Genomic DNA, 24939 nt, shown 5'->3' on the forward strand with positions numbered 1-24939 from the left:
CTGCTTATTTCTTTTTTCCGCCTTTATCAATGATCACGGCAATAAGGATCACCGCGCCTTTTACTACCTGTTGCCAAAAGGGAGATACGTTCAATAATACGAGGCCATTATTCAGCACTCCAATGATCACGGCACCCATTACGGTTCCACCAATACTACCTTTGCCCCCCGATAAAGAAGTACCACCAATTACAACGGCCGCAATAGCATCGAGCTCATAACCGGTGCCGGCATTGGGTTGTGCACTATCGAGGCGCGAGGTTACCATAATACCACCTACGGCAGCCAGGGCACCGGCAATGCCGTATACAATTAGTTTTACTTTATTAATGCTGATACCTGATAATATAGCCGCATTCTCATTTCCGCCAATGGCATAAATATATCTGCCCAATCTTGTTTGCCGGGTTATAAATATCGCCAGCAATACCACTACGCCGGCAATCCACACCGGTACAGGAATGCCCAACAACCAACCGGCACCTATCATGGAGAATGGCGCTCCCAGGTTACTGATAGGGTGCCCCTGCGTCCACAACATAGTTAATCCACGGGCAATGGTCAACATGGCCAGCGTGCTTACAAAGGGAGGCACTTTGAATTTCGTGATCACAAAACCATTAAACAGCCCAAGCGCACCGCCGGCAATAATACCTGCCAGCAAAGAACCCAACAAAGTAAAACCAATGAAGAGATCCAGGCTTGGTAATTTGATGCCGTTCTTTAATAATCCGGCGGTAATGGCGCCACATAACGCCAAAACCGACCCTACCGACAGATCGATACCCGCCGTAAGTACAATAAGCGTCATACCTACAGAGATGCATATGTTCACTGAGATCTGGCGCAACACGTTCCAGCCATTATCCATGGTCAGGAATTTATCGCTCAAAACGGCAATGATTATACAAAGAACAACCAGCGCAATCAGCGATTGAAGCCGGGCAAGGTTAAGCGTGTTATTTTTTTGAATCGCAATCATCAGGCTGTAATATTATGTTGTATGGCATACTTAAGTATATTGCTTTCCGTAGCTTCAGCAATTGGCATTTCGGCCGTCAATCTTCCTTCAGCCATCACCAGCACACGGTCACTTGCCGTGAGTATTTCAGGTAATTCAGACGACACCAGCAGAATGGCCATACCGGCATCGGCCAGTTTTTTCATCAGGTTATATATTTCAAACCGTGCATTAATATCTATACCACGCGTTGGCTCATCGAGCAACAGTATACGCGGATGGGTAGCCAGCCATTTGGCCAGTACTATCTTTTGCTGATTACCACCGCTCAGGTTGCCGGCAATATTATTTTCCGAATGTGTTTTAATACCCAGTTGTTGTATGTACTCTTTCGTAAGATTTGTTTCTTTTCTATTGTGCAGCACAATACCCCATTTCTCCAACTGGTTCAGGATAGTGATACTTATATTGGTCTTTATCTTCTGATCGAGAATAAGGCCGTGTGCCTTCCTGTCTTCCGGCACCAATGCAATACCATGTTTAATGGCCTGTATGGGCGATTGTATTTGTACCGGCTCCTCATCAACGAAGATATTACCCGTTGCACGTTTAGGATGTAACCCAAACAGGGTTTCCATCAACTCAGTTCTACCCGCGCCCATCAGTCCGTATAAACCAACTATCTCGCCTTTATGTAGTGTAAAGGAAATATCGGTCAACACATTGGCCGCATGCCGCGAAGTATTTTTTAAATTGATATGCTGCACCCGCAATACCGGCTCGCAACATACCTTGCTGTTAGCTTCCTTTGTTCCACTTACTATGCGGCCGGTCATTTTTCTTATCAGATCATCCTGCGTCATTTCCGACATCAGTCCGCTTTCTATAGAACAGCCATCACGCATTACCACAAACCGGTCGGCAATGGTGAACAGTTCTTTTAATTTATGAGAAATATAAACAATGGTTTTGCCTTCGTTCCTCAACTCATTAATAATTACAAACAGGTTGTCTACTTCCTTATCGCTGATGGCCGATGTGGGCTCATCCATAATGATCACGCTGGCTTTTGTATGCAGGGCTTTGGCTATTTCAACCAATTGTTGCTGCCCAACCTTCAATTCACCAACCTGCTCACCGGCATCAACATCTAACTTTACTTTCTCCAATAACTTCTTCGCTTCCTTTGTCATTTCCCGTTTATCGAGAATGCCTAACGAATTACAAAGTTCACGCCCCAGAAATATATTCTCTGTGATACTTAAACCAGGCACCAGGTTCAGTTCCTGGTGAATGATCACAATGCCTTTGGCCTCTGCATCTTTGGTACCGGTAAGTTTCAGCGTTTCGTTATTGTAAATAATGCTTCCTTCATAATCAACATGCACCCCTGATAATATTTTCATCAGGGTCGACTTCCCCGCACCGTTCTCGCCAATGATGGCGTTCACTTTACCGGGATGTAATTCCATGTTCACATTATTAAGGGCGGTAACCCCGGCAAACTTCTTCGTTATGTTTTGTGCGATCAACATTTAGTGCTGAATGATTTTACATTGAACAGGTATAATTTCCAGATCATCCAGTGAATAGTGTGCCTGGTTAAGTTCTATGGCGCCGGTACAAACAACACTATCACCCTTTTGTACAGTACCTTTAAATGCAGGCAACACTTTTGTGCGCACTTTCTTATTCAGTTCTTCTGAAATTTTGTTGAGGTCGGTAGTGTTCACAAAATCTTTTATGTTCACCAGCCGCGATGCATCGCGAAGCGCGTTGCCATATACATACTCCGTTGCTATTTTAACGGTATGCTGGTTATCCTTACTGCCAAATAACACTTCCACATCATCTTCATTTACCGAAAGCACCTTGCCGGTTACTTTTAATAATCCATACCGCACGTTACCAATGCTCATGGAGTTAAAATGACTGTCGAATGTTTGGGCCGGGCTGACTTTCAATGCTGCCTGTAACGTATCGAGGGTAAGCGCGCTATTGAGGAGGGCGGGTAATTTGTTTTCCCAAAGCTGTTGTACAAAAGCGGGAGCATCAAATGCTTTGGGCTCTATTGTTTGCAGCTCACTGAGTTTTATTATAAATACCGATTTATAGGCAAGCAATCCTATAACAATCGTCAGCAACAGGTATTTTACTATTTTCCTGGCCATACTTTATTTTTTTCCGTAGGCAATATAATCGTTGATGTTTTTGGGTGTCACTAATTCAACTGCTACCGGTATCTTCTGCGGAAAATCCCTTCTACCCTTTATATATTCATCGGCAAACTGTGCTGCGGTTTCGGCCATCACTTTGGGAAACTGCATACCGGTGCCGTATACTTTATTTTCTTTAATGGCGGTGATCACATCTTCGGCGCCATCAAAACCAAACACTTTTACTTTGGTGGCTTTACCGGCTGCCACCAGTGCCTGATAAGCGCCCATAGCCATACCATCATTGCCACAGAACACCGCATCGATATCGGGGTGCGCCTGTAAAATGCTTTCCATTACTTCCATTGCCTTGTTGCGATCGAAGTCGGCGCTTTGCTGGGCCACCATTTGCAAACCGGGATAATTATCGGTTACACTATGAAAACCCTTTGAGCGCGCCCAGGTATTGTTATCACCTACCAGGCCAAGCAGTTCAACATAGCGGCCTTTTTTTCGTAACTGCTGGGTAAAGTTGGTGCCTATGGCTACTGCACCTGAATAACTGTCGGATAATATTTGTGAAGTAGCGGCATTGGTAGCATTGATCTCGCGGTCCATACAAAAAACAGGGATGCCTGCTTTTTTGGCCTTCATTACATTGGCTACCGAGCCATTGGCATCTGTTGAGTTGAAAAGAATGGCGTCAAAACCGGCAACAATTATATTCTCGAAATGATCGCCTTCTGTAGCGGTATTGTTCTGCGAGTCGAATATTTTGGCATCGTAACCCAATGCCGTGGCTTTGGCTGCAGCGGTTTCGGCCAGAAATACAAACCAGGGATTATTAAGTGTTGAAACTACAACGGCAATCTGCTTTTTCCCGTTTTTTGCTTTGGGCTGTTGTTTACATTGAACAAACATTATCAGCAAACTAAGCAATGATATTTTTACATATAGCGGCAAGCTTCGTATCATTTGTAAAAATTAATGGTTATTGGCTGGCTGGCCATCCTGTTCTTTAGGCTATAACAATTCTTTCACTACATCGGCAATTCCTTCTTTGGTAATATTATAATGATTGAAGATATCCTGTTGCGAACCGGTTACGGTATACTCATCGGGAATACCAATAATGCGGAAAGGTTTGTGCAAACCATGTTGCATCAGGTATGAAGCGCAGGCTTCACCCAATCCACCATACACACTGTGCTCTTCTACGGTAACAACGGCTTTGCATTGCTGCGCCAGTTTTGCCAGCAGATCGGTATCGAGCGGTTTAATGGTATGCATGCTTACTACGGTAACATGTATTCCCTGGGCCGCCAGTAATTTCGCTGCCTGCACAGCAGGAAACACCGTTTCGCCACATGCAATAATAGCAGCATCGTTTCCTTCAGTGATCACCCGGCCTTTGCCAAAAACAAATGCATCGTCGTTGTTTTCTTTCAGGGTGCTCATAACCTTTTTACCAAACCGAAGGTAAACGGGACTGTTTGTTTGCGCCGCCAGCGCAGTAGCCTGTGCCGTTTCAAAATTGTCGGCCGGCACAACCACCGTAATATTATTTATAGCGCGAAGTGCGGCAAAGTCGTGCAGACTATGATGGGTAGAACCAAGCGCGCCATAGCTTACGCCCGCGCTGATGCCTACTACTGTGACGGGATTGTCGCTATACGCCACATCATTCTTGATCTGCTCCAATGCCCGCGCGGTTAAAAAGCAGGCCGGTGAAACAGCAAACACTTTTTTACCTGCAGCAGCCAAACCGGCGGCTACGCCTACCAGGTTTTGCTCGGCAATACCTACTTCAACTATTTGCTCAGGATACTTTTTACCAAAGGGCACCAGTTTACCTGAGCCGCGCGAATCGCTGGTTACAGCAATAATGTTGCGGTCGGTGGCAGCCAGCGACTGCAGCACTTCAGAGAAGATCTCCTGGTTGGGTTTATATCCGTTCGGATCTGTTGTTTCTATATTAGCCATTCTTTCAGGTTACAGGTTACATGTTACAGGGCTTGTTAAAAAAGCTTTTGTTTTACTAAAATGATGTTACAGGTTACCGGGTTCCTGTTGCCGGGAATACAGGTCACAGGCTCACTGCTATCGGCATCTTCTTCCTACTTCTTCACACTGCAGCATTCAGCATGCTATTTTCCAATTCGCTCATCGCCAATTGATACTCTTCTTTATTCGGCACGCCATGGTGCCACTTGAGATTATTTTCCATAAAGCTCACGCCTTTGCCTTTTACGGTATGGGCAATGATCACACTTGGTTTACCGGGTTCAAAAGGCAAACTGTCAAAGGCTTCTTTAAGCGCTTCTATATTGTGCCCATCAACTTCCTTCACAGCCCAACCAAATGCTTTCCATTTTTCATCGAGCGGATCGGTATTACATACCTCTGCAGTTGGTGCAGTGATCTGTAAAGTATTTTTATCAACGATGGCACACAGGTTATCGAGCTTGTAGTGCGCAGCCGTTAAAGCAGCTTCCCAGTTTGAACCTTCGGGCAATTCGCCATCGCCCATGAGGGTATATACTTTATAATCTTTTTTATCGAGCTTGGCGGCAATGGCATTACCAACAGCTATGGGTAAGCCATGGCCCAACGCACCGGTGTTTTGCTCAACACCTTTTACTTTTTTTGTAGGATGGCCTATATAGTGCGATCTATACTTACAAAGTGTTTCCAGGTGTTCTTCGGGAAAGAATCCTTTATCGGCGAGCACAACAAACAATGCTTCCACACAATGTCCTTTGCTTTGAATATACCGGTCGCGGTCGGGTGACGTAAACGTTTGCGGCGACACCTTCAAAACATGATTGTACAACACATTCAGAATGTCGATGCAACTGAGGCTACCGCCGGTGTGCCCGGCATTGGCGCCTACGATGTATTTGAGGATCTTTTTACGGTAATCAACCGACCGTTTTGTTAATTCATTCTTATTCATTATAAGTGTGTTCTTTCGTGAATCGGCAATCGTGAATCGGCAATCGGCAATGGTCGCCGAATTTCCTAGCCTCGCGGTTACGTGAAACGTGAAACGGCAGACGTGAAATGGCCGCTCAGGTTCGAGGCTCGCGCTTTTTCGGCAATCGTGAATCGTGAATCGGCAATTGGCCCCCTTCCCTGACCCCTCCCCCGAAAGGGGGAGGGGATTTTTCATAGCAAAATTTTCCTTGCCTTTATCACCTCTATCAACATTTCAACTTCCTTGTTAACTTGTTAACTCGTCAACTTGTTAACCAGTCAACTACCCATGCGTATACACCTTCCAGCCCAAATAATTATCAAACGCTTCGGTAAGAATACCCGCTGTTTTGCTGGCATTCATAACTACGTGATGCTCGAAACCATTGCGGCATACATACTGCATGAGGCCTTGCAGGTTATTGATCTGCGCCACGGCGCGGTTACCAAAGGTATTCAGCGCATCGTTGGTAAGTTCACCTTCGCCCACATACGCTTTAATAATCCCCAAGCTATCATCGGTACTTATTCTACCATAAGTAAGCGGCATAGCGGGTGTGCGGCCTTCCAAAGCGCCGTAGGTATTTTCAACACCCACAGTTGTTCCCAGGATCGGCGCCGTGCTTATTTGAATATCGGGTAAAAATGATTTGGCCCAGTTACCACAATGGAACAATACGCATTTGGTATCGTCATCGGCATAGTTGTTATTCCAGTCAACCAACGCGCTGGGCGAACCAGAGGCTAACTGCATAGCATACATGCTCAGCGTTCCGGTAACATCTACTTCACAGGCGCTGGGCAGCATATTCTCACTCATCATACTCATGTTGGTACACACGTTACAGCCATAGTTCTGTTGTAAAGATGTCCAGCATTGAATGGCCGTAGCATCGAGTGCATTCTCAGCCATAAAATCAGCCAGCACCACATCTAACTTGGCAATCTGAATAAGTTTGTCATTAGGCGTTTTGCCTGTAGATGTATATGCTTTAATTCCTTCCAGCTTTTCTTTTACGCGCGCATGGTCGGCTGTTAATTTATTGGCATTACCCAGGATCTCAGAAAGGTCAACTGTTGTAACCGAGATGCCATTGCGTTGCAGGATCTTTTCACTATAACGTACGGTATTGAAAGCGCCGGGTCTTGCACCTACTGCACCAATACGTACATTACGCATACCTTTTACCACGCGGCAAACGGCAATAAAGTTTTTTAGGTCGGCAATAAAAGATTCATCGTTCGGACTAACCACATGTTTTGTAGTGAGAGAATATTTTATACCAAATTGATACAGGTTGTTACAAACAGAGATCTTTCCACACCAGGCATCTCTTCTGTTCACCACGTCCATTTTATTCAGGTCATCGGGATAACCTTGCACCAGCACGGGTACGTTTAGGTTAGCGAGCTTTATAGTTTCTGCAACCCCTTTCTCATCGCCGAAGTTGGGCAACACAACTAATATACCTTGTATAGCGTCGGCATGTTTTTTAAACAGGTCGGCACAACGTTGTGCTTCTTTAAACGTTTCAACGCCACCCAGTTTGGTATCGGCATCGGTCAATAAGATGGGGGTAATGTTCAGTTTGTCAAACAGGGCAACGATCTCTGTGCGCGCTTCGGCCACTAATTTATCGGGAAAGAAATCTCTGTTTCCAATGATAACACCGAGCGTTGTTTTAGCATTCGTTTTCATTCTTGTATTGTTTCCGTTATGTGGCAATTACTTGTACTTGTGTTCCGTTATGTGGCAATGATCAGTTCTACTTCGTGCTCTTCAAAAAGCTTCCGGTCTTTATCCTCAATACCATCGTCGGTAATGATGTAATTAATAAGTGATAAAGCACCCAAACTGGCAAAGGCGTTCTTTCCTATTTTAGAAGAGTCGGCCACCAGGTAGGTGGTTTCTGCCGCTTCTATCATGGCCTTTTTTACAATGATATCGCTGAGACTTGGATACGTTAATCCAGACTTAAGCGAAATACCGGCAGTTGCCAGAAAGAGCTTTGATACGTTAATGCCTTTAAAGAAATCCGCTGCTTTTTGGCCCGTGAGCGATAAGGTTGGCGGTTTAAATTCGCCGCCCGTCATCACTACTTCAATTCCTGGTTCGGTACCAAGCATCATGGCAATGTTCAAAGCGTTGGTGATCACCGTAAGATTTCTAAAACCTTTTAACTTACGAGCGATCTCGGTTACGGTTGAACCCGAATCGAGAATGATGGTGTCGCCGCTTTCAATGAACTCAAGGCATTTGGTGGCGATCTTTTCTTTCTGCATCGTATGCAATTCCTGATGCGCCACATAAAAACCTTTCACCTGATCTTCGATATTTTTAAGATAGGCGCCGCCGTGTTCGCGGATCACCATTTCTTCTTTCTCGAGTTTTTCAAGGTCTTGCCTGATGGTCACTTCAGTCACTTTGAATATCCGCGCCAGGTCACCCACTTTTGCCGAACCGTCCTCCCGGAGCATTTCTAAAATTTTCTCTCTCCTTTGATTAGGAAGCATATTTTTTGTTTTGTGACTGAATTTTACCCGTTTTTCGGCAAATGCCGAAAAAAATTTGCGAACCGGCCTTGAAAATCAGCGTTCTCTTTCAAAAATAAGAAAACAATCGAAGAAATAACAAAATAAACAAAAGAAAAGAAAAAAAAATAATGCTAATCTTTAAGTGCGTTGGAATGATACAAAAAAGCAAAAACCGCTGATAATCAACGACAAACACTCTCGAAAGTATTTTCTATCATTTACGCTTTGGCAGAATAAAACAAAAAGATCGAAAATGAGGACGCCTGCTTTTGGCGCTGTGTTTAGGCTCATCTTTGTTCGCAAGTTCTTCGTACCTGCTTCGGTAATGCTATAGGGCTTGTTCGCAAATTTGCGAACAAGTTGCGAAGAAGGGTAAACTATGCCTCGGCTAAGGGTAAAAGAAAACCCGAAGAAATCGAGGCACGGTGTCTCTTTTCATCGCTACTTTTTGGCACTCGGAGCCCAAGGAGGTAAAGATGCCGAGGTGTTATTCGTCCCTGATTTTCGACTGTTCGTCCCAACATTTTGCGAAGCTCGTCCCAAAAAATACATGACTCTCCTAAGAGAAATGCTATTCGTCCCACCATTATGCGAAGCTCGTCCCATGTTTTTGCGAAGCCCGTCCCATTTTTTAAAAAAGGGTGGCTATGTAATGTACATTTGGGTTAGCATTGCTGCAGATCTTTGAAATAGTTGATATAGTTGACGGGTTGACTAGGGTGTTGAAAAGTTGATAGAGTTGACAGAGTTGATAAAGGGAATACAGTTCTTAGTTTTTAGTTCTAAGTTCTCTTTAATCGAAACTCGCTATTTAATTGCTGCAGCGTGAAGGTTCGAAGCGCGAAGCTGTATTCTGTATTGACTTACAGCTTGTGGCTTACAGTTGTATTTTGTATTTGCTTTCAGCTTTAAGCCTTTGGCTTTTGGCTGTTTTTGCTTGCAGCTGTAGCTGCTTTAGGCTGTATTTCCCTTCATAAAAAAAGCCACCCCGCATCAACGGAGTGGCTTTTATAAATCAGACACTAACAACTAAACTATAAACCTATTTTATAACGAAGCTTCCTTTTTGTTTGATGTCGCTGGACGAAGCACCGATCATTACACTGAACTCGCCAGGCTCCAGCACAAACTTCATTTCGCGGTTATACAATTTCAGTTCATCGCGCGGAATGGTAAAGCTTATCGTTTTTGTTTCACCGGCATTCAAATGCACCCGCTCAAATCCTTTCAGTAGTTTTTCATAAGTAGTCACTGAGCTTAACACATCGCGAATGTACAATTGCACCACCTCATCACCAGCCACCTTACCGGTATTGGTAACATCAACAGTGACCGCAATTGGCGCTGTTGTCGTTTTGGCATCTGCACTTATTTTCAGATTGGCATATCCAAAGCTGGTATAACTTAACCCATAACCGAAGGGATACAACAAACCTTTAATTTTGGCGCCTTCGCCTTCATCGCTTTGCGCACCTGGCTTCGAAGGAAAGTTAAGTGGTAATTGCCCCACCGATTTGGGAAATGTAAGCGTAAGCTTGCCACCGGGATTGTAATCGCCAGACAATACATCGGCAACGGCAATTCCGCCTTTTACGCCAGGATAGCCGGCATATATAATACCATCTATGTTCTTATCGATCCAGTTAATGGTCATGGGTTGCGAACCGATCAATACCACCACAACCGGTTTGCCTGTTGCCTTAATGGCCTTTATCAACTCCAACTGATGACCGGGCAGGTCGAGACTGGTACGGCTTTTATTTTCACCGGCTGTTTGCGTATTACCGCCCAACACTACCACTGCCAATTGCGCCTGTTTGGCAATTTGAACGGCAGAATCGAGCATGGCTTGTTCGCTAGCATTCATTGGTTCGGGTAATATTTCACTTTCGGGCCAGTGTTTATCAACCAGGTCAACACCTTTAGCGTACAATACTTTTTCGGCCCCCAGTTTGGCCTGTATCCCCTGCAACACATTTACACTTGGCGAATTGAGCGGACCGTAATGTGTATGCGCATAATCGGCATTGGTGGCATTGGGACCAATCACGGCTACCTTCTCAAGCCCTTTTGCCAATGGCAGTATATTATTGTTGTTCTTCAACAACACAATGCTTTCGCGTGATGCCTGCAGGGCTACCTGTTGACTGGCTTCACTATTCACCAGTTTTCTTGTTTCGGCAGCGCTTTCGATATAAGGATGATCGAACAAACCCAGCCTGAACTTCACCCGTAATACATCACCCACCCGTTTATTGATAGTATCCATGGGAATGCGGCCTTCTCTCACCAACTGGCGCAGGTATATGATAATGCTATCGGGCGCACGAAAAGTAGTACGCACATTCATACCCGCCATAAATGCCTGGTATACGCTTTCTTTTAAATTGGCAGCCACATGATGTTTGGTGCTCAGGTATTCAAGCGCGTCGCTATCGCTTACCACATAACCTGTAAAGCCCATTTCAATACGCAGGCGTTGTATAAGCCAATAATTACTGCCCGATACCGGAATACCGTCGTAATCGTTGTATGAGCTCATTACACCCATAATACCGGCGTCTTTTATCACTTTTTTGAAAGGATATAACAGAATGTTCTCTACTTCGCGTGGTGCCACTTGCGGGTCTGTGCGGGCCTGACCTTCGCGGGCGCCTTTATTGGCACTATACACTGCAAAATGTTTCGCAGTTGAAGCAGCCTGCCCGTTGTGTTGAATACCTTTTGCCAATGCGGTTCCAAGTGCAGCTACCAGAAAAGGATCTTCACCATAAGTTTCTTCAAGCCGTCCCCAGCGTTGATCACGGGCCACATCGAGTATGGGCGCATACACATTGGTGTAGCCCAATGCGCGTGCTTCGCTACCCGTGATCATACCTTCCTGGTGCACCAGTTCTTTATTCCAGGTCATGCCCATATTGAGGGCAGTTGGAAAACCGGTTGCTTCATAGGCCTCAATACCACGAATGCCTTCATCGGTAAAATCAACAGGAATACCCAGGCGGGTTTGCTCAATAAAAAAGCGCTGGGTCTCGTTCATTCCCCATACATGCTTTTCCATATTGGCTACCACATCGGTTTGCAGCGGTGGTTTATTGAAACCTGTAAAGCCATTCAAATGTTCGTCGATATTGGCAATGCCATCTTTCCAGATGGCGTTCTTCCATTCGGCTGTTGGTAACGAATCTTTCAGAATACGGCGCCAACCATACAGCGTAGCCATCTGGCAGGTCTTTTCTTCCAGCGTCATTTTCGACAACAGGTCGGCGGTACGGGCGTTTACAGATTGTTTGGGATCTTCGTAAATGTCTTTTTTACCATTCTTGTTCAGGTCAATCCAGCCGTCTTTGTAAATAGAGGCCAGGGGTGTAAAGGATACAATGCCTGTTAGGGCAACACAGGCAGAAAACCAAAGTGCTTTTCTTTTCATATTAGCTTATGTAGAAAACAAATATATACATATAGCGCCTGCGAGTTCAAAAGCGATTACGCTAACGTTTGCGTAGCGATGGGCAAGGGTTTACATAAAAAAGCCCCAACACGGCAAATACCGGTTGGGGCGAAATAAAATATGATCTACTATTTGATCTTAAATAGCCATGCATCAATGCCGCCATGATTACCACTTACATCTCCATTATTGCCAGTGATTACGCCGGTAACAAGAATTTCTCCGGCTTTTGTGAGCATCACACCAAGTGCAAAATCATCGGCGCTGCTACCAAACGTTTTTTGCCATACCTTTTTTCCCAGGCTGTTCAGCTCAACCACCCAAACATCAGCGGCAATGATAATCTCAATAATTCCCCGAATTATTGATCCCACTCTTCAATAACAAATAACCTGTCGCTACATCATTGTTATACACCCCGCCGCCATTCGCATTGAAATTGGTTACATCAATATTGGGGTGATTCGCCATAATAGTTCCATTGGGCAGGTTATTGCCTGTTATGTTTATTGAATACTCCGAATGGGTGGTATTGTCGCGGTAATAACCAATGCCATGGTAAATATCGCTGGCAGGGCTGGCAATGTTAATGGTATTGCTACTTACCACTACATTGTTGAGATAAGGGAAGGCCGTATTGCTCACGTACTCATACAACATAATGCCAGCATCGTTCAGCGTATTATTCGAAATGGTAAGGTTTGAACCATTCCGTGCTTTTATTGAACCGCCGCTTGCATTGGCAGGCCAGCCCGATACGGTGTTATTGCTAATATTAAGCCCGGTAAAACTATGGCAGTACATACCATGATCTGTAAGTGAATCAACCGAATTAAGCGCAGTATTTCTGTTCAATGTATTACCGCTTATAAGCGAATTACTTTCACTATTGTCGTTAATGGCGCATACAAAATAGCCGGTGGTGCCGCCATTTCCAAAGGTATTGTTCAAAATGCGGGTATTGGTAGTGCTTTTGGTCCATACCCCGCGACCGGCATCGGTTGAACGATGACAGAAAACACAATTGCTTACAAGCGAACTATCGGTGCTCAGTAATTCTACATAATCATCTTTCAGGTTATTGGTTTTATTGGTATTGGCAGCACGTTTACCATAATCGAAGATGCAATATTTAATAGCCGTATTTGCGGCACTGGTAATTACCATGCGAATGTTCCAAAATGTTATACCGCTTATAGTACAGTTGCTCAGTTCGGTACCATAACTAAGGGTTAGAATGGAACTTAAAGAAGTCGCACTGAAAATGGGATTGGTAGTTGTTAACTTAACAAGGCTTACCCCTGCTTTCATTACTATTTTACCAGTTATAGTATAAGTACCGGCATCGGCATATACGGTTTCCCCGGCGCTGGCCGAGGCAATAACAGCATTGATCTGCGCAAGCGTCATGCTGGGATCGATAGTCAACGTTTCTTCCCTGACCTGCGCATTATTTTCAGGTTTTGCAATCACGTGCTTTTTACAGGAAAATGCGGTACCCAAAAGAACGATCAATAAGGCAATGGTTTGCCTAGTGCTATAATATTTGTTGCGGTCCATAAACAGTTTTTAAACAGGCTGCAAGCAGAACGCTTAAGGCTAATCGCCTGTTTCCGTGTATGCGGACTGCCTTTTAGCTGAAACCGCGCGAGAATGCAGCAAAAGGCGCAGACCGACTTGCGCGAGCACGCGTTAAGCATTTAGCGTTAGGCGTTAAGCCTTTCCAGTAAATAAATTTGAGTTTAATGAAGATGCAGAGCCATTCAGCCACAATGCTGAACAGTTACCTGGCAAGAGCTTCATTCCTGAGAGAGATCACTAAAAATAACAAGAAAAGATCAAAAAACAATTTATTGCAGAAAAAAATGCGCCTAATTAAAGTAGCTTTTTTAAAGTTCGATTGAGGCTGCGGATGGTGATGCCTAAATAAGCAGCCATATCTTCTTTTGAAATATCAAGCCCCTGTGCTTTCTGTAATTCAAGCAACTTGGCCAACGTATGTTCTACCGTATGTAATTGTTGGAACGATGCGCGGGTAGAAGTATTGATGATGCGCTCAGCAAAAGAATCGAGCATTAATTTATTAAACAACAGGTCTTTTTCCAGCAACGATCTTGTAAACGGAACTGAAATGGCATACACCTGCACCGGTGTTAACGCCTGAATATTACATAAACAAGGCATATTCTTTATAACCTCAATATCACCTATCACCTCCCCTTTTCCTAAAAACTCAACAATAAACCCCTTATCGTCGCCCTCATCGAAAAAACACTTGGTGATGCCTTCCTTTATTGAATATACTTTAGGTGCATTTTGCCCTTGTTGAAGTATCAATTGCCCCGCTGAAAATTCTTTAATAAGAATTTCCTCCTTCCGTTGCTGCGAATTGTACAACTGTTCAAAATAACTTAGAAATGTATTATTGGTGCGAAGCATATGAACCGGCGGGACAAATGTCCTTTTTATTTATGACCAATCAATTCAATTTTGCATACTGGTTGTACAAAACTAACCAGTAAAACCATGAGGAACAAAATAAAAACCATTGCATTTGATGCAGATGACACCCTGTGGGTAAATGAAACTTATTTCCAGGAAGCTGAGCAACGGTTCTGCGTTCTGCTGCAAGACCATATGCCGGCCTCAAATGCTTTACAGGAACTGTTTAGTACCGAAATGAAGAACCTGCCGCTGTACGGTTATGGTATTAAGGGCGTAATGCTTAGCATGATTGAAACTGTAACGCGGGTAACTGAAAGCAGGGCCAGTATGCAGTTGATCAATAATATACTTGAAATGGGTCACGAAATATTGAACCGGCCTGTTGAGCTGCTGGAAGGGGTAGACGAAACGCTTGACCGCCTGCAAAGCAAGTATCAGTTGGTAATGGCCACCAAAGGTGACCTGCTGGACCAGGAACGGAAAATTAAGAAATCGGGTATTCAGCATCGCTTTCATCATATTGAGATCATGAGCAATAAACAGGTAGAGAACTATGCAAAGCTTTTGCAATATCTGAATTGTTCACCTGAAAATTTTCTGATGCTGGGCAACTCGGTTAAATCAGATATATTGCCCGTGCTGGAACTGCAGGCATTTGCCGCACACATTCCATTTACAGTTACCTGGCTGCATGAACAACATGAAACCAAACCCCAGCATCCCAATTTCTTTGAATTAAAAACTATTAGCGAGATCCTTCATCACCTTGATTAATTATGAAAACCCCAATAGATATAACCACCTGGGTCAGGAAAGATCATTATGAATTCTTTACACAATTTACAGAGCCTTTTTTCGGTATTACTGCGAGCATAGATTGCACTGTTGCCTATCAGCATGCCAAAGATCATAAACTATCGTTCTACCTGTATTATCTTTACCGGGCATTAAAAGCTGCCAACGGCATAGAGAATTTTCGCTATCGTATTGTTGATAAAAAGGTGTACATGTACGATGTTGTAAATGCTTCGCCCACCGTTAATCGCCCCGATAACACTTTTGGGTTTTCTTATATGGATTTCAATGAAGATGAAGCCTTGTTCTATGAACATGCGAAACAGGTTATTGAAAAAGTAAAATATGAAAAAGGGCTGGTGCCTGCAGTAGCCGGTGAGAATGTTATTCATTTCTCCGCTTTACCCTGGATAGATTTCACTTCAGTATCACACGCAAGAAGTTTTACTTTTCCCGATAGCTGCCCAAAGATCTCGTTTGGAAAAATGACGGAAGAAAATGGTAAAAGAAAAATGCCAGTGTCGGTGCATGTGCACCATGCACTGGCAGATGGATATCATGTAGGGTTATTTTATAATAAATTTCAGGAACTGATGAATGGGTAGTTATGTTTATAACCCTTTCACCAGTAATTCAAGCACTGCGGGGTTCATTCGCAGCTTTACCATACCCATGGGATGGAACCGTTTATTAGGATCGTTAAACGCTGCATACACTACTGTATACTCGTTATTGCCTTCGGGCAACAGGCATAAAGGTGTACGCATGGTGCTCCACCAGCGTTTTACTTTGGTGTGAATAGGAATATAGCGCGCCTCGCTCCAATGAATACCATCTTTTGAGAGTGTATATCCCATCATATTTGGAAAATGATGTGAACCGCCATCGGGACCGCCATCAAACACTGTTATATAAACGCCATTCTTTAACTGGTAAACAATGGGGTTCTCAACAAACTCCGGGTTAATGCTTTTAATTGGGTTAATGGTAGTATCGAGGCGTGTCCAGGGCCCATCCATCGATGCAGACTTAGCCAAACCTATATACCAGCCAATGCCCAGCTTCTTTGGATAATCGGCCCAGGTTGCATAAGGGAAGGCGCCAGAATAAAATCCTAACCAACCATCTTTTACCGGGAAGGGATAAAAAGAAGCTACACCCTGCCGGCCTTCCCAGGGTTGCGAATCGAGCCCCGGTTCCATGATCAGCTGGCCTTCATCGTAAGGACCGCCAACACCATTAATTCCTTTTGTTTGTGATTTAGTACACCAGATACGGCCGAATGAGTGATTAGGTCTTATATTTCGATCTACAGTATACGTAAGATAATAACCATACCAGCGGTCTTCCTTTTCATTGAACACCGCATTGTACGACCAAATAGCACCCCGGCGATCATTCATAGGGTTATCTTCCTCAACAACTGCATAATTACCGCTTGCCTGGTAAATGGTGCCTACCCTTTTCCAGTGAATGGCGTCGGTGCTTTCCCAATGACCAATACGGGTCTTTACACGATCGTGATACGATTCAACACCTTTTTGACCGGCGCGTTCCGTTGGGAACATATGGTAGGTATTGCCCACTTTAACACAGGTGCCGCCTTCAAAACCGCCCTGTATATCTTCGGTACCCGGCATACCTTCATCTACCACCGGTTTATCGGGTCCGCCAACGATCTCAAATAACTGTAAGCTATCGGTAAAACCATCGGTAATGAATGGACGCCACTGGCGGCCATCGGGCAATTTTGCATTTTGATGCGGCAATGGTACACCCGCTTTTAAAACCCCGGCAACAAAACCATCGGGGTTTTGATAGTTCACGGTTTGCCATCCTTTTTTAAAAGGCACACTATAAATATTATAAGGCGGCAACCCGGTAATAGTTAATGCGCTATCGATAACCAACTTTGCATTGGGCAGGTTGAGTTGCTGACCTTGCGGCAGGGCAACCAACACCTGTACATTTTCATCAAATTTTAATTGTATTGAAGACGCGCCATCCTTACCTGCTGCCCCGTTAAGCGCAGTAAGCACCGGCGCCATTCGAACAATTGAATTCTTTTTACCCCAAAAAGGATAACCGGGATTCATTATACGGAAGGTATGTACCTGTGGCTTTGTGGTGAACTTAACAGGCTGCAGCGCCTGCGATACAGCGAAGAACGGAGTGAGAACAACAAATATTAAAAGGAAGCACAGTCTGCAATTGATCATATGACACTTGTTTTCAATTGGCTAAAAATAAAGCATGTCATTAAATAATTGTCCTGTGCTGTCCCGTGACCTACTATTTATTCGGCAGGCCCTGAATAAACTCCAGGTCTTTTTTAGTTAGCCCTTCTCCATCTGTTATATTCCATAAAGCTTCCTGAATAAAATCTTCATTAAGAAAATAATCGTCGTTGTTGCCTGCAGGATATGCGCTGAACGAGATCTTTTTACCCGAGAGTTTTTTAATAAAATCTTTTATCAGCTCCGAATTGGTTACCGTAGCAAACTTATATTTGGCAGATGCACTGGAAGGTTTACGGGCAGCATTCAAACAAAGCATCATTAGCGATACCTGGCAATCGGAACCGCCACTGCCCGGTTGTACAGGCGGAATGGTTACAAGTACTTTTTCTATCAATAATCCATGTTGAAAACCTTCGGATGCAGTTGTGATCACCAGTCCGGCGGGGAATACAACCTGAATTGGCGAAGATCCTGTATCGCGATGCAACTTTATTTTTACCACCACATTAAAGCCCTGTCCGTCAAATACACAATCCTGGCCCGAAACGCCGTCTTCATTACCAACAATATCACCTTTTAATGAAATACCCGCCGGCAATTTAAATGCTTCGCCCTGTGGTGTACCAGCAGCATTGCCCATGCCTGGTATTTGCGAAGGCTTTTCATTACCCGGTGCTGTTGTATCCTTATCATTGCCCTTGTTACACGAATAATTAGCAACAGCCATCAAACTAACTATCATAAAACACAACACGTACAAACATTTTCTTTTCATATAAACGATTAAATATTTAACTAAAGGTATTATGCGCATCCATTGCATTCATTCGTTGCGCTCCGGAATGCATCTTCAGCCATACGAATTGTACAATTTCACAACAGAGCTGATTCACTTGAACATCGTATAACGGCAATAAGGCATTCAAATCAGTCAGTTCAACGCTCATCGATATCATCGTTTCAATGATGCCGTTACTTTTATAGAAACATTTATGCAACAGATCATGAAAACAAAAAAGAAACTATGGCCATTGGGTTTGCTGTTGGCAAGCGGCATTATTACCATTGCACCGCTAACAGCCTGTCATAAAAACGATGACAAACCCAATAATACAGGCGAAGAAAAAGGTTATGTTACCGGTATTGTAACCGATACAAAAGGGCAACCTATACCGGGTGCGTCAATCGTTATAGACAATACACTTATTTATAACTCAAACCTGCTTGCTAATTCTGATGCCGGCGGAAAATATAAAGTAAAACTATCCGGCGCCTTTACCTGGGTAGCTACCGCCACTATGAGCAAGACCTATAATGGCAAAACCTATAAATACGATCTGCATCCAGAAAAAGATGAAGCATTTACTTCCGATGGCGGTGTACGTAATTTCAGTTGGAAGATCAGTGGCAACAAACCCGGCAGCACAGGTTATTATGGCGCTATGATACAATTGCAAAGCGCCTTTGGCAGTTCCATTATGGCCGAGGATATTGAATTCACGCTTACCCCATCGGGACCGCTTATTGATGGTTCCAGCGGTCAAACACTTTCACTTAAGAGTGGAGCACCCAGAACGGAGAACTATTATAAACTGGCCGATATTCCATTAGGCCGCTACACCATGAAAGCCAAATACAATGGGCAATACTTAAAACTGCTTAATACGATCACCAATGATAAGGGTACGGAACTAGTGATAAATTTTGAACCCCAAACCTCAGACGGTTATTGCAGAAACTGCACAGTTGTTCAGTATGAATAATGGTTATGGGGAATTATTCCCCTAACCATTTTTTAAAATCGGCTGTCTTTAACCGGCTAACAATAATATCGTCGTGAGATGCGGGTTGAACAAACACTTTTAATTTACCATTGAACCAGGTATGTATTTTATCAATATGGTGGTAATTGATGATGAATTGCCGGTTCACCCGAAAGAAGGTTTTTGACTCTACCCGGCCCTCAATTTCATCGAGGTGTTTGTCGATAATAAGGTCTTTATTGTCGCAGGTCTTTATGTATTGAAATTTATCGCGGGTATAAAAATAAGCGATCTGGCTTATATGCACAGGCGTAAGCCTTGTGCCGTTCTTTATAAGGAATCGTTCCTTGGAAGTTGCTGGTGACATACGTAGTAAAGGTTTCTGCATCAAACCTACGTATAGAATTATGCTGTAAATAGCAGGAACCGACCAATGGCACTATAATACTATCAATTACATTATTGCTCGATAGATGCTTTTATTATTATCCTGATCAAAAGACACGTTTCTTTATTTCATCCATATACCCGCGGCTTACGTTGAGCGCTTTTTCATTTTTCAGAATAACCTGGGCAGTGGCGCCTTCCTTTATTACTTCCTTTATATGTATAAGATTCACGATGTGCGAACGGTGAATGCGAATGAAATGGGCAGGGTTTAAACGTTGCTCAAGTATACCAATGCCATAGTTGCTTAAATAACTTTTAGCAGCAGTATGTATGCGGGTATAATCTTTATCGGCTTCAAGGTAAATGATCTCCTCTGTATTCAGTCCGGTTAACTTATTACCGTTCTCCACTAATATACGCGAAGGATAAGCGCTGCCGGTTATTTCATCAGCCACCTTTCTTGCTTCCGTGTAACCGCCATTGGGCTGGGTAAGCGCCCTTGCTACGGCAATATTAAAGCGTTCTGCCGTATAGGGCTTTAGTAAATAGTCGAGCGCATTGGCATCAAAAGCTTTCAATGCATATTGGTCGTAAGCCGTGGTGAAAATGATCTGAGGTATATGTATCATTTGCTGTACCACCTGAAAACCGCTCAGCCCTGGCATTTGAATATCCAGAAAAATAAGGTCAGGTTCCAGTTTGTTGATCATGGCTACTGCTTCAAAGCCATTCTCGCATTCCCCTTCAATTTTAAATTCGGTGAAGGGCGTAATATATTGCCTTATCAAATGACGCGCATCCTGTTCATCATCGATGATCAATACTTTCTTCATCACTGTTTTGCCGTTATTGGAATTTTAAAAGAAAAAGTTAGTCCCTGCCCGTTCTGCTTAACCTGTAATTCTTCCTGGTATAATTTATCTAACCGCCGCTGAATGTTCTTTAACCCAAAGCCTTTATCAAATAGCGTGCTCAATGGCTTATTGTAGCCCACGCCACTGTCGCTTACAATAATTCGTACAAAACCCAATTCCTCCTTAAAGGCGATCATTACGGTTCCTCCTTCTACTTTGGGACTGATGCCATGTTTTATTGCGTTCTCAACCAATGGCTGTACCAGCATAGGCGGTATGGGTGTTGACAATACCTGTTGATCGATGCTGTACTCAATTTGCAACCGGTTACCAAAGCGATGTTTCTCCAATGCCAGCCAGGTTTTTATAAACAGCAGTTCTTCTTCCAATGAAACTACAGGCCGCTCACTTGCATGTAACGCATAGCGAAACGTATCGGCCAGTTTAGAAATAAGCACGCGGGTATTTTCCAATTCAGGCGGCACCGAAGCGCTGATGGAGTTTAGGGTGTTAAATAAAAAATGCGGTTCTATCTGCGCTTTCAATGCCTTTATTTCGCTTTGGTAAGCCAGCTCTTTTAACTCGTGCTCTTTCTTTAACTGCGCCTTTGTATGCAGCCAGAAATTATACGCATGAAAAAGCGCGAAATAAGAGAAATAGGTAATGAGCAGCGAATAAAAATCTGAAAGTATGGCCGCATGTGCATAGGCATCTTTTAAAATGAACGTTTTTGCAAAGTATACAATACCAATTACCATACTGCCATAAATAACGCTATAGAAACAATGCAGTATGATCTTATAATACAGCTTGAGTTTTTTAAATGCTATGAACGTCAGCCACCAGAAAGGGATTAAGCCAATGGCCTTCGACATTACAACAAAGAACTGTATGAGTGCAAACTTTTTCAGGGTAAGGGTTGGATTATTTTTAAATACATCGCCAAAGTAATACAGGCTGCCTAAGATCACCGGCCAAATGGCATGAAATACAAAGAACACCAATGCTTCTCCGATACTGAAGCCCGGAAATACTCTTTTATTCAAAATACGCCGCCACCTGGCATTTGGTCCCATACAATACAATTTTAAAATCGCTGCTTCCTTATACCAATAAAGCCCTCAAAAAAGAGAGGGCCTTATTGTCTGAGCCATAAATGTAAACAAAATTTACTCTTTTATAAATGAGAACGACTTTTGCGTGGAACCGGTTTTAATGGAAACGAAATAGTAGCCTTTTTTAAATTCGTTCACGGGTATGGAATAAACAGTTGTGTTGTTTATGCCCGGAATGGCTTTCAGTTGCCGGCCATTGGCGTCATAAACAGTAATTTGTGCGGCCTGCATTCCACCCGGTATTGCTACATGTACAACGTCGCGAGCCGGATTTGGGAAAAGTACCGGCGCTTTCAGGTTGTTGTTTATAAGCAGCATCACCACTTTTGACCAGGTATACTTTCCATCCTTATCGGTTTGTTTTATGCGATAGTAAGCGGGCCCGCTTTCGGGGCGCTGGTGAATGAATTTATACACGCTTCCTGTTTCTTTATTTTCGGCCTTTACCTCACCCACCGCTTTGTAATTAACGCCATTTGTACTGTATTCAATAATAAAAGAACTGGTATTCTCTTCCATGGCAGTGGCCCATTGCAGGTATACATCATCGTTCTTTTCCTCGGCTTTTACGTACAACCAACTAAGCGGTAACGGGCTGCCAAAAATAAACTCAGCATAGGCGCTAAAACTCCAGGGATTTTGGCGGCTGCGAATATAAATGGTATGCTGACCCTGGGTTACAGCACCCAGCGGAATATCAAAAGAAAAATTAACAATGTCGGTAGCAGCAGGAAAAGAAATGGGTGCACCTGCGCCAAAACCGGGATCGGTATCCAGGTAATATTCTGCTTCACTCATAGCTGGCGCAGGTGCAGGCGCCGTAGGGTAAGGGGTAAAAACTGAATTATTGAACAGCGAATAATTGGTGAGGCTCCACTTGCCCAATGCATCCAGTACCCGTACATACAACATATGAATGCCTGCATTTAAACCGGTTAAAGGTATGGCAATATTAAACGCATTAATATTATCGGTTGCTGGTAAGGGTATTTCAACTCCATTACCGGAACCGGGGTCAACATCGATGAAATACTCTGCTTTTACGAAATTGGGTGTAACAGGAGAAGCAGGGTATGGCACAACAACTGCATTTGAAAAGATCACACTATTGGTTAAACTCCACACCCCGGCAAAATCTTTTGTTCGAATGTACAGGCGATGCAAACCAGGTGTTAGCGCTGCACCGTTTATAGTGATTGAAGTAGTGAGATCATTGATCTGTTGACCGGCAGTAATGGCAATGGGTTCACCATTCCCTGTGCCGGGATCGGTATCATAAAAATATTCTGCCTGTACTATATCAGGTGCGGGCGCCGGGGCCGATGGGTAAGGAAATTGCGCAAGAGTACTCCCCCATATGCATACACTACAACACAACATTAAAAGACCTTTCTTCATGGTAAATAATTTTCTTTAGGGCTGTAATTAATTATTTGACCGGGTGCTGAAGGTGATGGTCATGCTTGTGGCGGTAGCAGGTACTGAAGCCGGCACGGTAAAACTGTAAATAGTTGGTATAGGCGGAATACCACTTAACCGGTAAGGATCGGCCGTACCAAAAGCACCGGCATCGGGGGTTATGCCATTGATGGGTTCACCGGCTGCAAGTGCCGGGGAAGCAGCTCCTAACTGGTACTGCGCATCGGCCGAGGCGCCGCCAACAAAAAATAATGCACCATTCTGGTTTACCTTGTTATTATTTGCAACAGGGTCGGGCAAATTATTATGAGTAGATATATTATATTTTACCAGGCAGTTGGTGAAGGTTAATGTCGATGATGAAAAAATATTGTTGCTTGCATAACAATTGTTAAGTGTACCACCCGATGAAACAAGTGTATTGTTCCTGAATAATCCATTTATTGTATTACCCAACTGCGCCTGCGAGCTTACAAAGATACAATTGGTTACCTGCGGATTCTCCAGTTTAAATGAATTTAAAGCAATGTACGCTTTGCATTGCTTTACTATCAGGTTTGAAATGGCATATGAATTTGGAATTACAGTGAATGGTTGCAGGCTCAGGCTGCACCGGACAAAAGTTAAATTGTCAACATTGGAGTTTAAATATGCAGTGAGTGTTAAACCTACAAACGTACTTCCTGATGCAAGTGAATCAATATATATACTACTTGTTACAGATGGATTAGGATTGGCCTGCAAACCGGCATTGGCGCCGGCACCAGCTAAGGAATAACCGGCTCCAATTATAACAAGCCGTTTCGACAGATTTATACCATCATAGTTAGTAGCAGAGCCTTCTACATACAGGGTATCGCCATTCGATACATATGCATTAGCTACCGCGCTGGCCAATGTGGAAAAGTTGGCATTAACACCGGCATTGTTGTTCACCCGCCATACTTTAGCATGTGCTGTTCCTAATGCACCAATAGCTAAAAGCGTCGCAAACACTTTACAATAAAAATTATTCATATTGATCTTTTAACAGGTAGACTGATTATTTGAGGGCATGAAGATATCAGCGGCCTTTTACCTGCAAAGCGATGTTCCGACGAATGAACATATGGGTCGACGAATGAATATAGTGAAGATGGTTCTACCCCAACACCCTGAAAAGCATGTCCTGAATAAACTGGCTGGTAAACTCGGCGTTGTTCTTACTTCTGTTATCGGTTAAACGCGGTAAATTGATGCTGAAGAATTGTTGCTGATGGGAGGCTTCAATTAAAGTAGTACTCAGGGACTTTGGGTATTTATAGTTGGGATTGTATTCCTTGATAACTTCCGAGATCTGCGCGCACAGGTCTTTATATGGTTTAAAAACCTCATCTTTATTGATCTCTGCCACTTCCTTTATCAAATATACTTTGCTGCTCTCGGCTATTACTACCTGGTTTAAAGAACGTTTATTGTAATCATACAAACCGGCGCTGGCTGGCAACTCGTTGGTTAATAATTCAACAATGATCTTTAATTTTTCTTTGGCCGACTTTACATTTTGCAATTTGAACACCAGCAGGAATTCCATATAACTCCAGTACCAGTTTAGAATATATAGCAGAATGCGATGTTTGCTTTCGAAGTAACGATAAATAGTGGCTTCTGTAGTATCGATCTCTATTGCCAGCTTTTTTATGGTGAATTGCTCAAACCCAAGCTTATAGATAAGATCGATAGACTTTTTAACAATCTCTTTTCCTATTGCACTGCTTTCGGGATCTTTCAAAAAGATCTTACCGTTCACCTTAAAATTCACCAGAAAGTCCATGCATTAAATTTAGGTAAAGATATTTA

At 43.5% G+C, this 24939-nt stretch carries 23 protein-coding genes; 3 read left to right on the top strand and 20 right to left on the bottom strand.

The window, feature by feature from the left end; translation table 11 throughout:
• Positions 1-4: 4 nt before the first annotated feature.
• The 12 genes from GGD38_RS07215 to GGD38_RS07270 form a co-directional block, all read right to left on the bottom strand.
• Positions 5-982: an ABC transporter permease gene (locus GGD38_RS07215; protein ID WP_375298684.1), complete on the bottom strand. Its 978-nt coding sequence runs from the start codon at positions 980-982 to the stop codon at positions 5-7.
• Positions 982-2496, bottom strand: a complete 1515-nt coding sequence (locus tag GGD38_RS07220; protein WP_375298683.1) for a sugar ABC transporter ATP-binding protein — start codon at positions 2494-2496, stop codon at positions 982-984. Before GGD38_RS07220 ends, GGD38_RS07215 begins: the two co-directional genes overlap by 1 nt.
• Positions 2497-3132 carry a DUF2291 domain-containing protein gene (locus GGD38_RS07225; RefSeq protein WP_375298682.1) on the bottom strand — a complete coding sequence of 212 codons (636 nt, stop codon included), beginning with the start codon at positions 3130-3132 and terminating at the stop codon, positions 2497-2499.
• A 3-nt stretch (positions 3133-3135) separates the two neighbouring features.
• Positions 3136-4092 (bottom strand): D-ribose ABC transporter substrate-binding protein, encoded by a 957-nt coding sequence (locus GGD38_RS07230; RefSeq protein ID WP_375298681.1) that lies wholly within the window; start codon positions 4090-4092, stop codon positions 3136-3138.
• 48 nt (positions 4093-4140) lie between these two features.
• On the bottom strand, positions 4141-5100 hold the full coding sequence (locus GGD38_RS07235; protein ID WP_375298680.1) for a transketolase family protein: 960 nt from the start codon (positions 5098-5100) through the stop codon (positions 4141-4143).
• 142 nt (positions 5101-5242) lie between these two features.
• On the bottom strand, positions 5243-6073 hold the full coding sequence (locus GGD38_RS07240) for a transketolase (RefSeq protein ID WP_375298679.1): 831 nt from the start codon (positions 6071-6073) through the stop codon (positions 5243-5245).
• Positions 6074-6376: 303 nt separating this feature from the next.
• A complete protein-coding gene (locus tag GGD38_RS07245) occupies positions 6377-7792 on the bottom strand; it encodes an L-fucose/L-arabinose isomerase family protein (protein WP_375298678.1) in 1416 nt (471 codons plus the stop codon).
• 47 nt (positions 7793-7839) lie between these two features.
• The gene (locus GGD38_RS07250) at positions 7840-8607 is read right to left on the bottom strand and encodes a DeoR/GlpR family DNA-binding transcription regulator (RefSeq protein WP_081162512.1); all 768 of its coding nucleotides are present in this window, start codon (positions 8605-8607) and stop codon (positions 7840-7842) included.
• 1063 nt (positions 8608-9670) lie between these two features.
• A complete protein-coding gene (locus tag GGD38_RS07255; RefSeq protein WP_375298677.1) occupies positions 9671-12058 on the bottom strand; it encodes a glycoside hydrolase family 3 C-terminal domain-containing protein in 2388 nt (795 codons plus the stop codon).
• Between the two features lie 149 nt (positions 12059-12207).
• The gene (locus tag GGD38_RS07260) at positions 12208-12453 is read right to left on the bottom strand and encodes a hypothetical protein (RefSeq protein ID WP_375298676.1); all 246 of its coding nucleotides are present in this window, start codon (positions 12451-12453) and stop codon (positions 12208-12210) included.
• Positions 12425-13639 (bottom strand): right-handed parallel beta-helix repeat-containing protein, encoded by a 1215-nt coding sequence (locus tag GGD38_RS07265; protein WP_375298675.1) that lies wholly within the window; start codon positions 13637-13639, stop codon positions 12425-12427. The genes GGD38_RS07260 and GGD38_RS07265 overlap by 29 nt, the downstream gene beginning before the upstream one ends.
• Positions 13640-13954: 315 nt before the next feature.
• The gene (locus tag GGD38_RS07270) at positions 13955-14518 is read right to left on the bottom strand and encodes a Crp/Fnr family transcriptional regulator (RefSeq protein WP_375298674.1); all 564 of its coding nucleotides are present in this window, start codon (positions 14516-14518) and stop codon (positions 13955-13957) included.
• A gap of 87 nt (positions 14519-14605) precedes the next feature.
• On the opposite strand from GGD38_RS07270, the gene GGD38_RS07275 reads away from it, so the two are divergent.
• Positions 14606-15298: an HAD family hydrolase gene (locus tag GGD38_RS07275; RefSeq protein WP_375298673.1), complete on the top strand. Its 693-nt coding sequence runs from the start codon at positions 14606-14608 to the stop codon at positions 15296-15298.
• A gap of 2 nt (positions 15299-15300) precedes the next feature.
• Positions 15301-15924, top strand: coding sequence for a CatA-like O-acetyltransferase (locus GGD38_RS07280; protein ID WP_375298672.1), 624 nt, complete (start codon positions 15301-15303; stop codon positions 15922-15924).
• 6 nt (positions 15925-15930) lie between these two features.
• On the opposite strand, the gene GGD38_RS07285 is transcribed toward GGD38_RS07280, so the two are convergent.
• Together GGD38_RS07285 and GGD38_RS07290 are read right to left on the bottom strand one after the other, a co-directional pair.
• Complete coding sequence (locus GGD38_RS07285; RefSeq protein WP_375298671.1) at positions 15931-17538, bottom strand: hypothetical protein; 1608 nt, start codon at positions 17536-17538, stop codon at positions 15931-15933.
• Between the two features lie 73 nt (positions 17539-17611).
• Positions 17612-18334, bottom strand: coding sequence for a hypothetical protein (locus GGD38_RS07290; RefSeq protein WP_375298670.1), 723 nt, complete (start codon positions 18332-18334; stop codon positions 17612-17614).
• A gap of 229 nt (positions 18335-18563) precedes the next feature.
• On the opposite strand from GGD38_RS07290, the gene GGD38_RS07295 reads away from it, so the two are divergent.
• Entirely contained in the window at positions 18564-19322 is a 759-nt protein-coding gene (locus tag GGD38_RS07295; protein WP_375298669.1) for a carboxypeptidase-like regulatory domain-containing protein, read from the top strand.
• 13 nt (positions 19323-19335) lie between these two features.
• On the opposite strand, the gene GGD38_RS07300 is transcribed toward GGD38_RS07295, so the two are convergent.
• From GGD38_RS07300 to GGD38_RS07325, 6 genes are all read right to left on the bottom strand, one after another.
• Positions 19336-19689, bottom strand: coding sequence for a LytR/AlgR family response regulator transcription factor (locus GGD38_RS07300; protein ID WP_375298668.1), 354 nt, complete (start codon positions 19687-19689; stop codon positions 19336-19338).
• A gap of 127 nt (positions 19690-19816) precedes the next feature.
• On the bottom strand, positions 19817-20545 hold the full coding sequence (locus GGD38_RS07305; protein WP_375298667.1) for a LytR/AlgR family response regulator transcription factor: 729 nt from the start codon (positions 20543-20545) through the stop codon (positions 19817-19819).
• On the bottom strand, positions 20545-21642 hold the full coding sequence (locus GGD38_RS07310) for a sensor histidine kinase (RefSeq protein WP_375298666.1): 1098 nt from the start codon (positions 21640-21642) through the stop codon (positions 20545-20547). The genes GGD38_RS07305 and GGD38_RS07310 overlap by 1 nt, the downstream gene beginning before the upstream one ends.
• Positions 21643-21735: 93 nt before the next feature.
• Positions 21736-23079 (bottom strand): T9SS type A sorting domain-containing protein, encoded by a 1344-nt coding sequence (locus GGD38_RS07315; RefSeq protein ID WP_375298665.1) that lies wholly within the window; start codon positions 23077-23079, stop codon positions 21736-21738.
• 27 nt (positions 23080-23106) lie between these two features.
• On the bottom strand, positions 23107-24117 hold the full coding sequence (locus tag GGD38_RS07320; protein ID WP_375298664.1) for a hypothetical protein: 1011 nt from the start codon (positions 24115-24117) through the stop codon (positions 23107-23109).
• A gap of 124 nt (positions 24118-24241) precedes the next feature.
• A complete protein-coding gene (locus GGD38_RS07325; protein WP_375298663.1) occupies positions 24242-24913 on the bottom strand; it encodes a TetR/AcrR family transcriptional regulator in 672 nt (223 codons plus the stop codon).
• Positions 24914-24939 lie beyond the last annotated feature (26 nt).

The organism is Niastella sp. OAS944, assembly GCA_024809215.1.
Taxonomy (GTDB): domain Bacteria; phylum Bacteroidota; class Bacteroidia; order Chitinophagales; family Chitinophagaceae; genus Niastella.

What these genes read in the sequence shown, in the direction of transcription:
- GGD38_RS07215 (WP_375298684.1), bottom strand. Translation starts at nt 982, where the DNA reads ATGATTGCGATTCAAAAAAATAACACGCTTAACCTTGCCCGGCTTCAA.
- GGD38_RS07220 (WP_375298683.1), bottom strand. Translation starts at nt 2,496, where the DNA reads ATGTTGATCGCACAAAACATAACGAAGAAGTTTGCCGGGGTTACCGCC.
- GGD38_RS07225 (WP_375298682.1), bottom strand. Translation starts at nt 3,132, where the DNA reads ATGGCCAGGAAAATAGTAAAATACCTGTTGCTGACGATTGTTATAGGA.
- GGD38_RS07230 (WP_375298681.1), bottom strand. Translation starts at nt 4,092, where the DNA reads ATGATACGAAGCTTGCCGCTATATGTAAAAATATCATTGCTTAGTTTG.
- GGD38_RS07235 (WP_375298680.1), bottom strand. Translation starts at nt 5,100, where the DNA reads ATGGCTAATATAGAAACAACAGATCCGAACGGATATAAACCCAACCAG.
- GGD38_RS07240 (WP_375298679.1), bottom strand. Translation starts at nt 6,073, where the DNA reads ATGAATAAGAATGAATTAACAAAACGGTCGGTTGATTACCGTAAAAAG.
- GGD38_RS07245 (WP_375298678.1), bottom strand. Translation starts at nt 7,792, where the DNA reads ATGAAAACGAATGCTAAAACAACGCTCGGTGTTATCATTGGAAACAGA.
- GGD38_RS07250 (WP_081162512.1), bottom strand. Translation starts at nt 8,607, where the DNA reads ATGCTTCCTAATCAAAGGAGAGAGAAAATTTTAGAAATGCTCCGGGAG.
- GGD38_RS07255 (WP_375298677.1), bottom strand. Translation starts at nt 12,058, where the DNA reads ATGAAAAGAAAAGCACTTTGGTTTTCTGCCTGTGTTGCCCTAACAGGC.
- GGD38_RS07265 (WP_375298675.1), bottom strand. Translation starts at nt 13,639, where the DNA reads ATGGACCGCAACAAATATTATAGCACTAGGCAAACCATTGCCTTATTG.
- GGD38_RS07270 (WP_375298674.1), bottom strand. Translation starts at nt 14,518, where the DNA reads ATGCTTCGCACCAATAATACATTTCTAAGTTATTTTGAACAGTTGTAC.
- GGD38_RS07275 (WP_375298673.1), top strand. Translation starts at nt 14,606, where the DNA reads ATGAGGAACAAAATAAAAACCATTGCATTTGATGCAGATGACACCCTG.
- GGD38_RS07280 (WP_375298672.1), top strand. Translation starts at nt 15,301, where the DNA reads ATGAAAACCCCAATAGATATAACCACCTGGGTCAGGAAAGATCATTAT.
- GGD38_RS07285 (WP_375298671.1), bottom strand. Translation starts at nt 17,538, where the DNA reads ATGATCAATTGCAGACTGTGCTTCCTTTTAATATTTGTTGTTCTCACT.
- GGD38_RS07290 (WP_375298670.1), bottom strand. Translation starts at nt 18,334, where the DNA reads ATGAAAAGAAAATGTTTGTACGTGTTGTGTTTTATGATAGTTAGTTTG.
- GGD38_RS07295 (WP_375298669.1), top strand. Translation starts at nt 18,564, where the DNA reads ATGAAAACAAAAAAGAAACTATGGCCATTGGGTTTGCTGTTGGCAAGC.
- GGD38_RS07300 (WP_375298668.1), bottom strand. Translation starts at nt 19,689, where the DNA reads ATGTCACCAGCAACTTCCAAGGAACGATTCCTTATAAAGAACGGCACA.
- GGD38_RS07305 (WP_375298667.1), bottom strand. Translation starts at nt 20,545, where the DNA reads ATGAAGAAAGTATTGATCATCGATGATGAACAGGATGCGCGTCATTTG.
- GGD38_RS07310 (WP_375298666.1), bottom strand. Translation starts at nt 21,642, where the DNA reads ATGGGACCAAATGCCAGGTGGCGGCGTATTTTGAATAAAAGAGTATTT.
- GGD38_RS07315 (WP_375298665.1), bottom strand. Translation starts at nt 23,079, where the DNA reads ATGAAGAAAGGTCTTTTAATGTTGTGTTGTAGTGTATGCATATGGGGG.
- GGD38_RS07320 (WP_375298664.1), bottom strand. Translation starts at nt 24,117, where the DNA reads ATGAATAATTTTTATTGTAAAGTGTTTGCGACGCTTTTAGCTATTGGT.
- GGD38_RS07325 (WP_375298663.1), bottom strand. Translation starts at nt 24,913, where the DNA reads ATGGACTTTCTGGTGAATTTTAAGGTGAACGGTAAGATCTTTTTGAAA.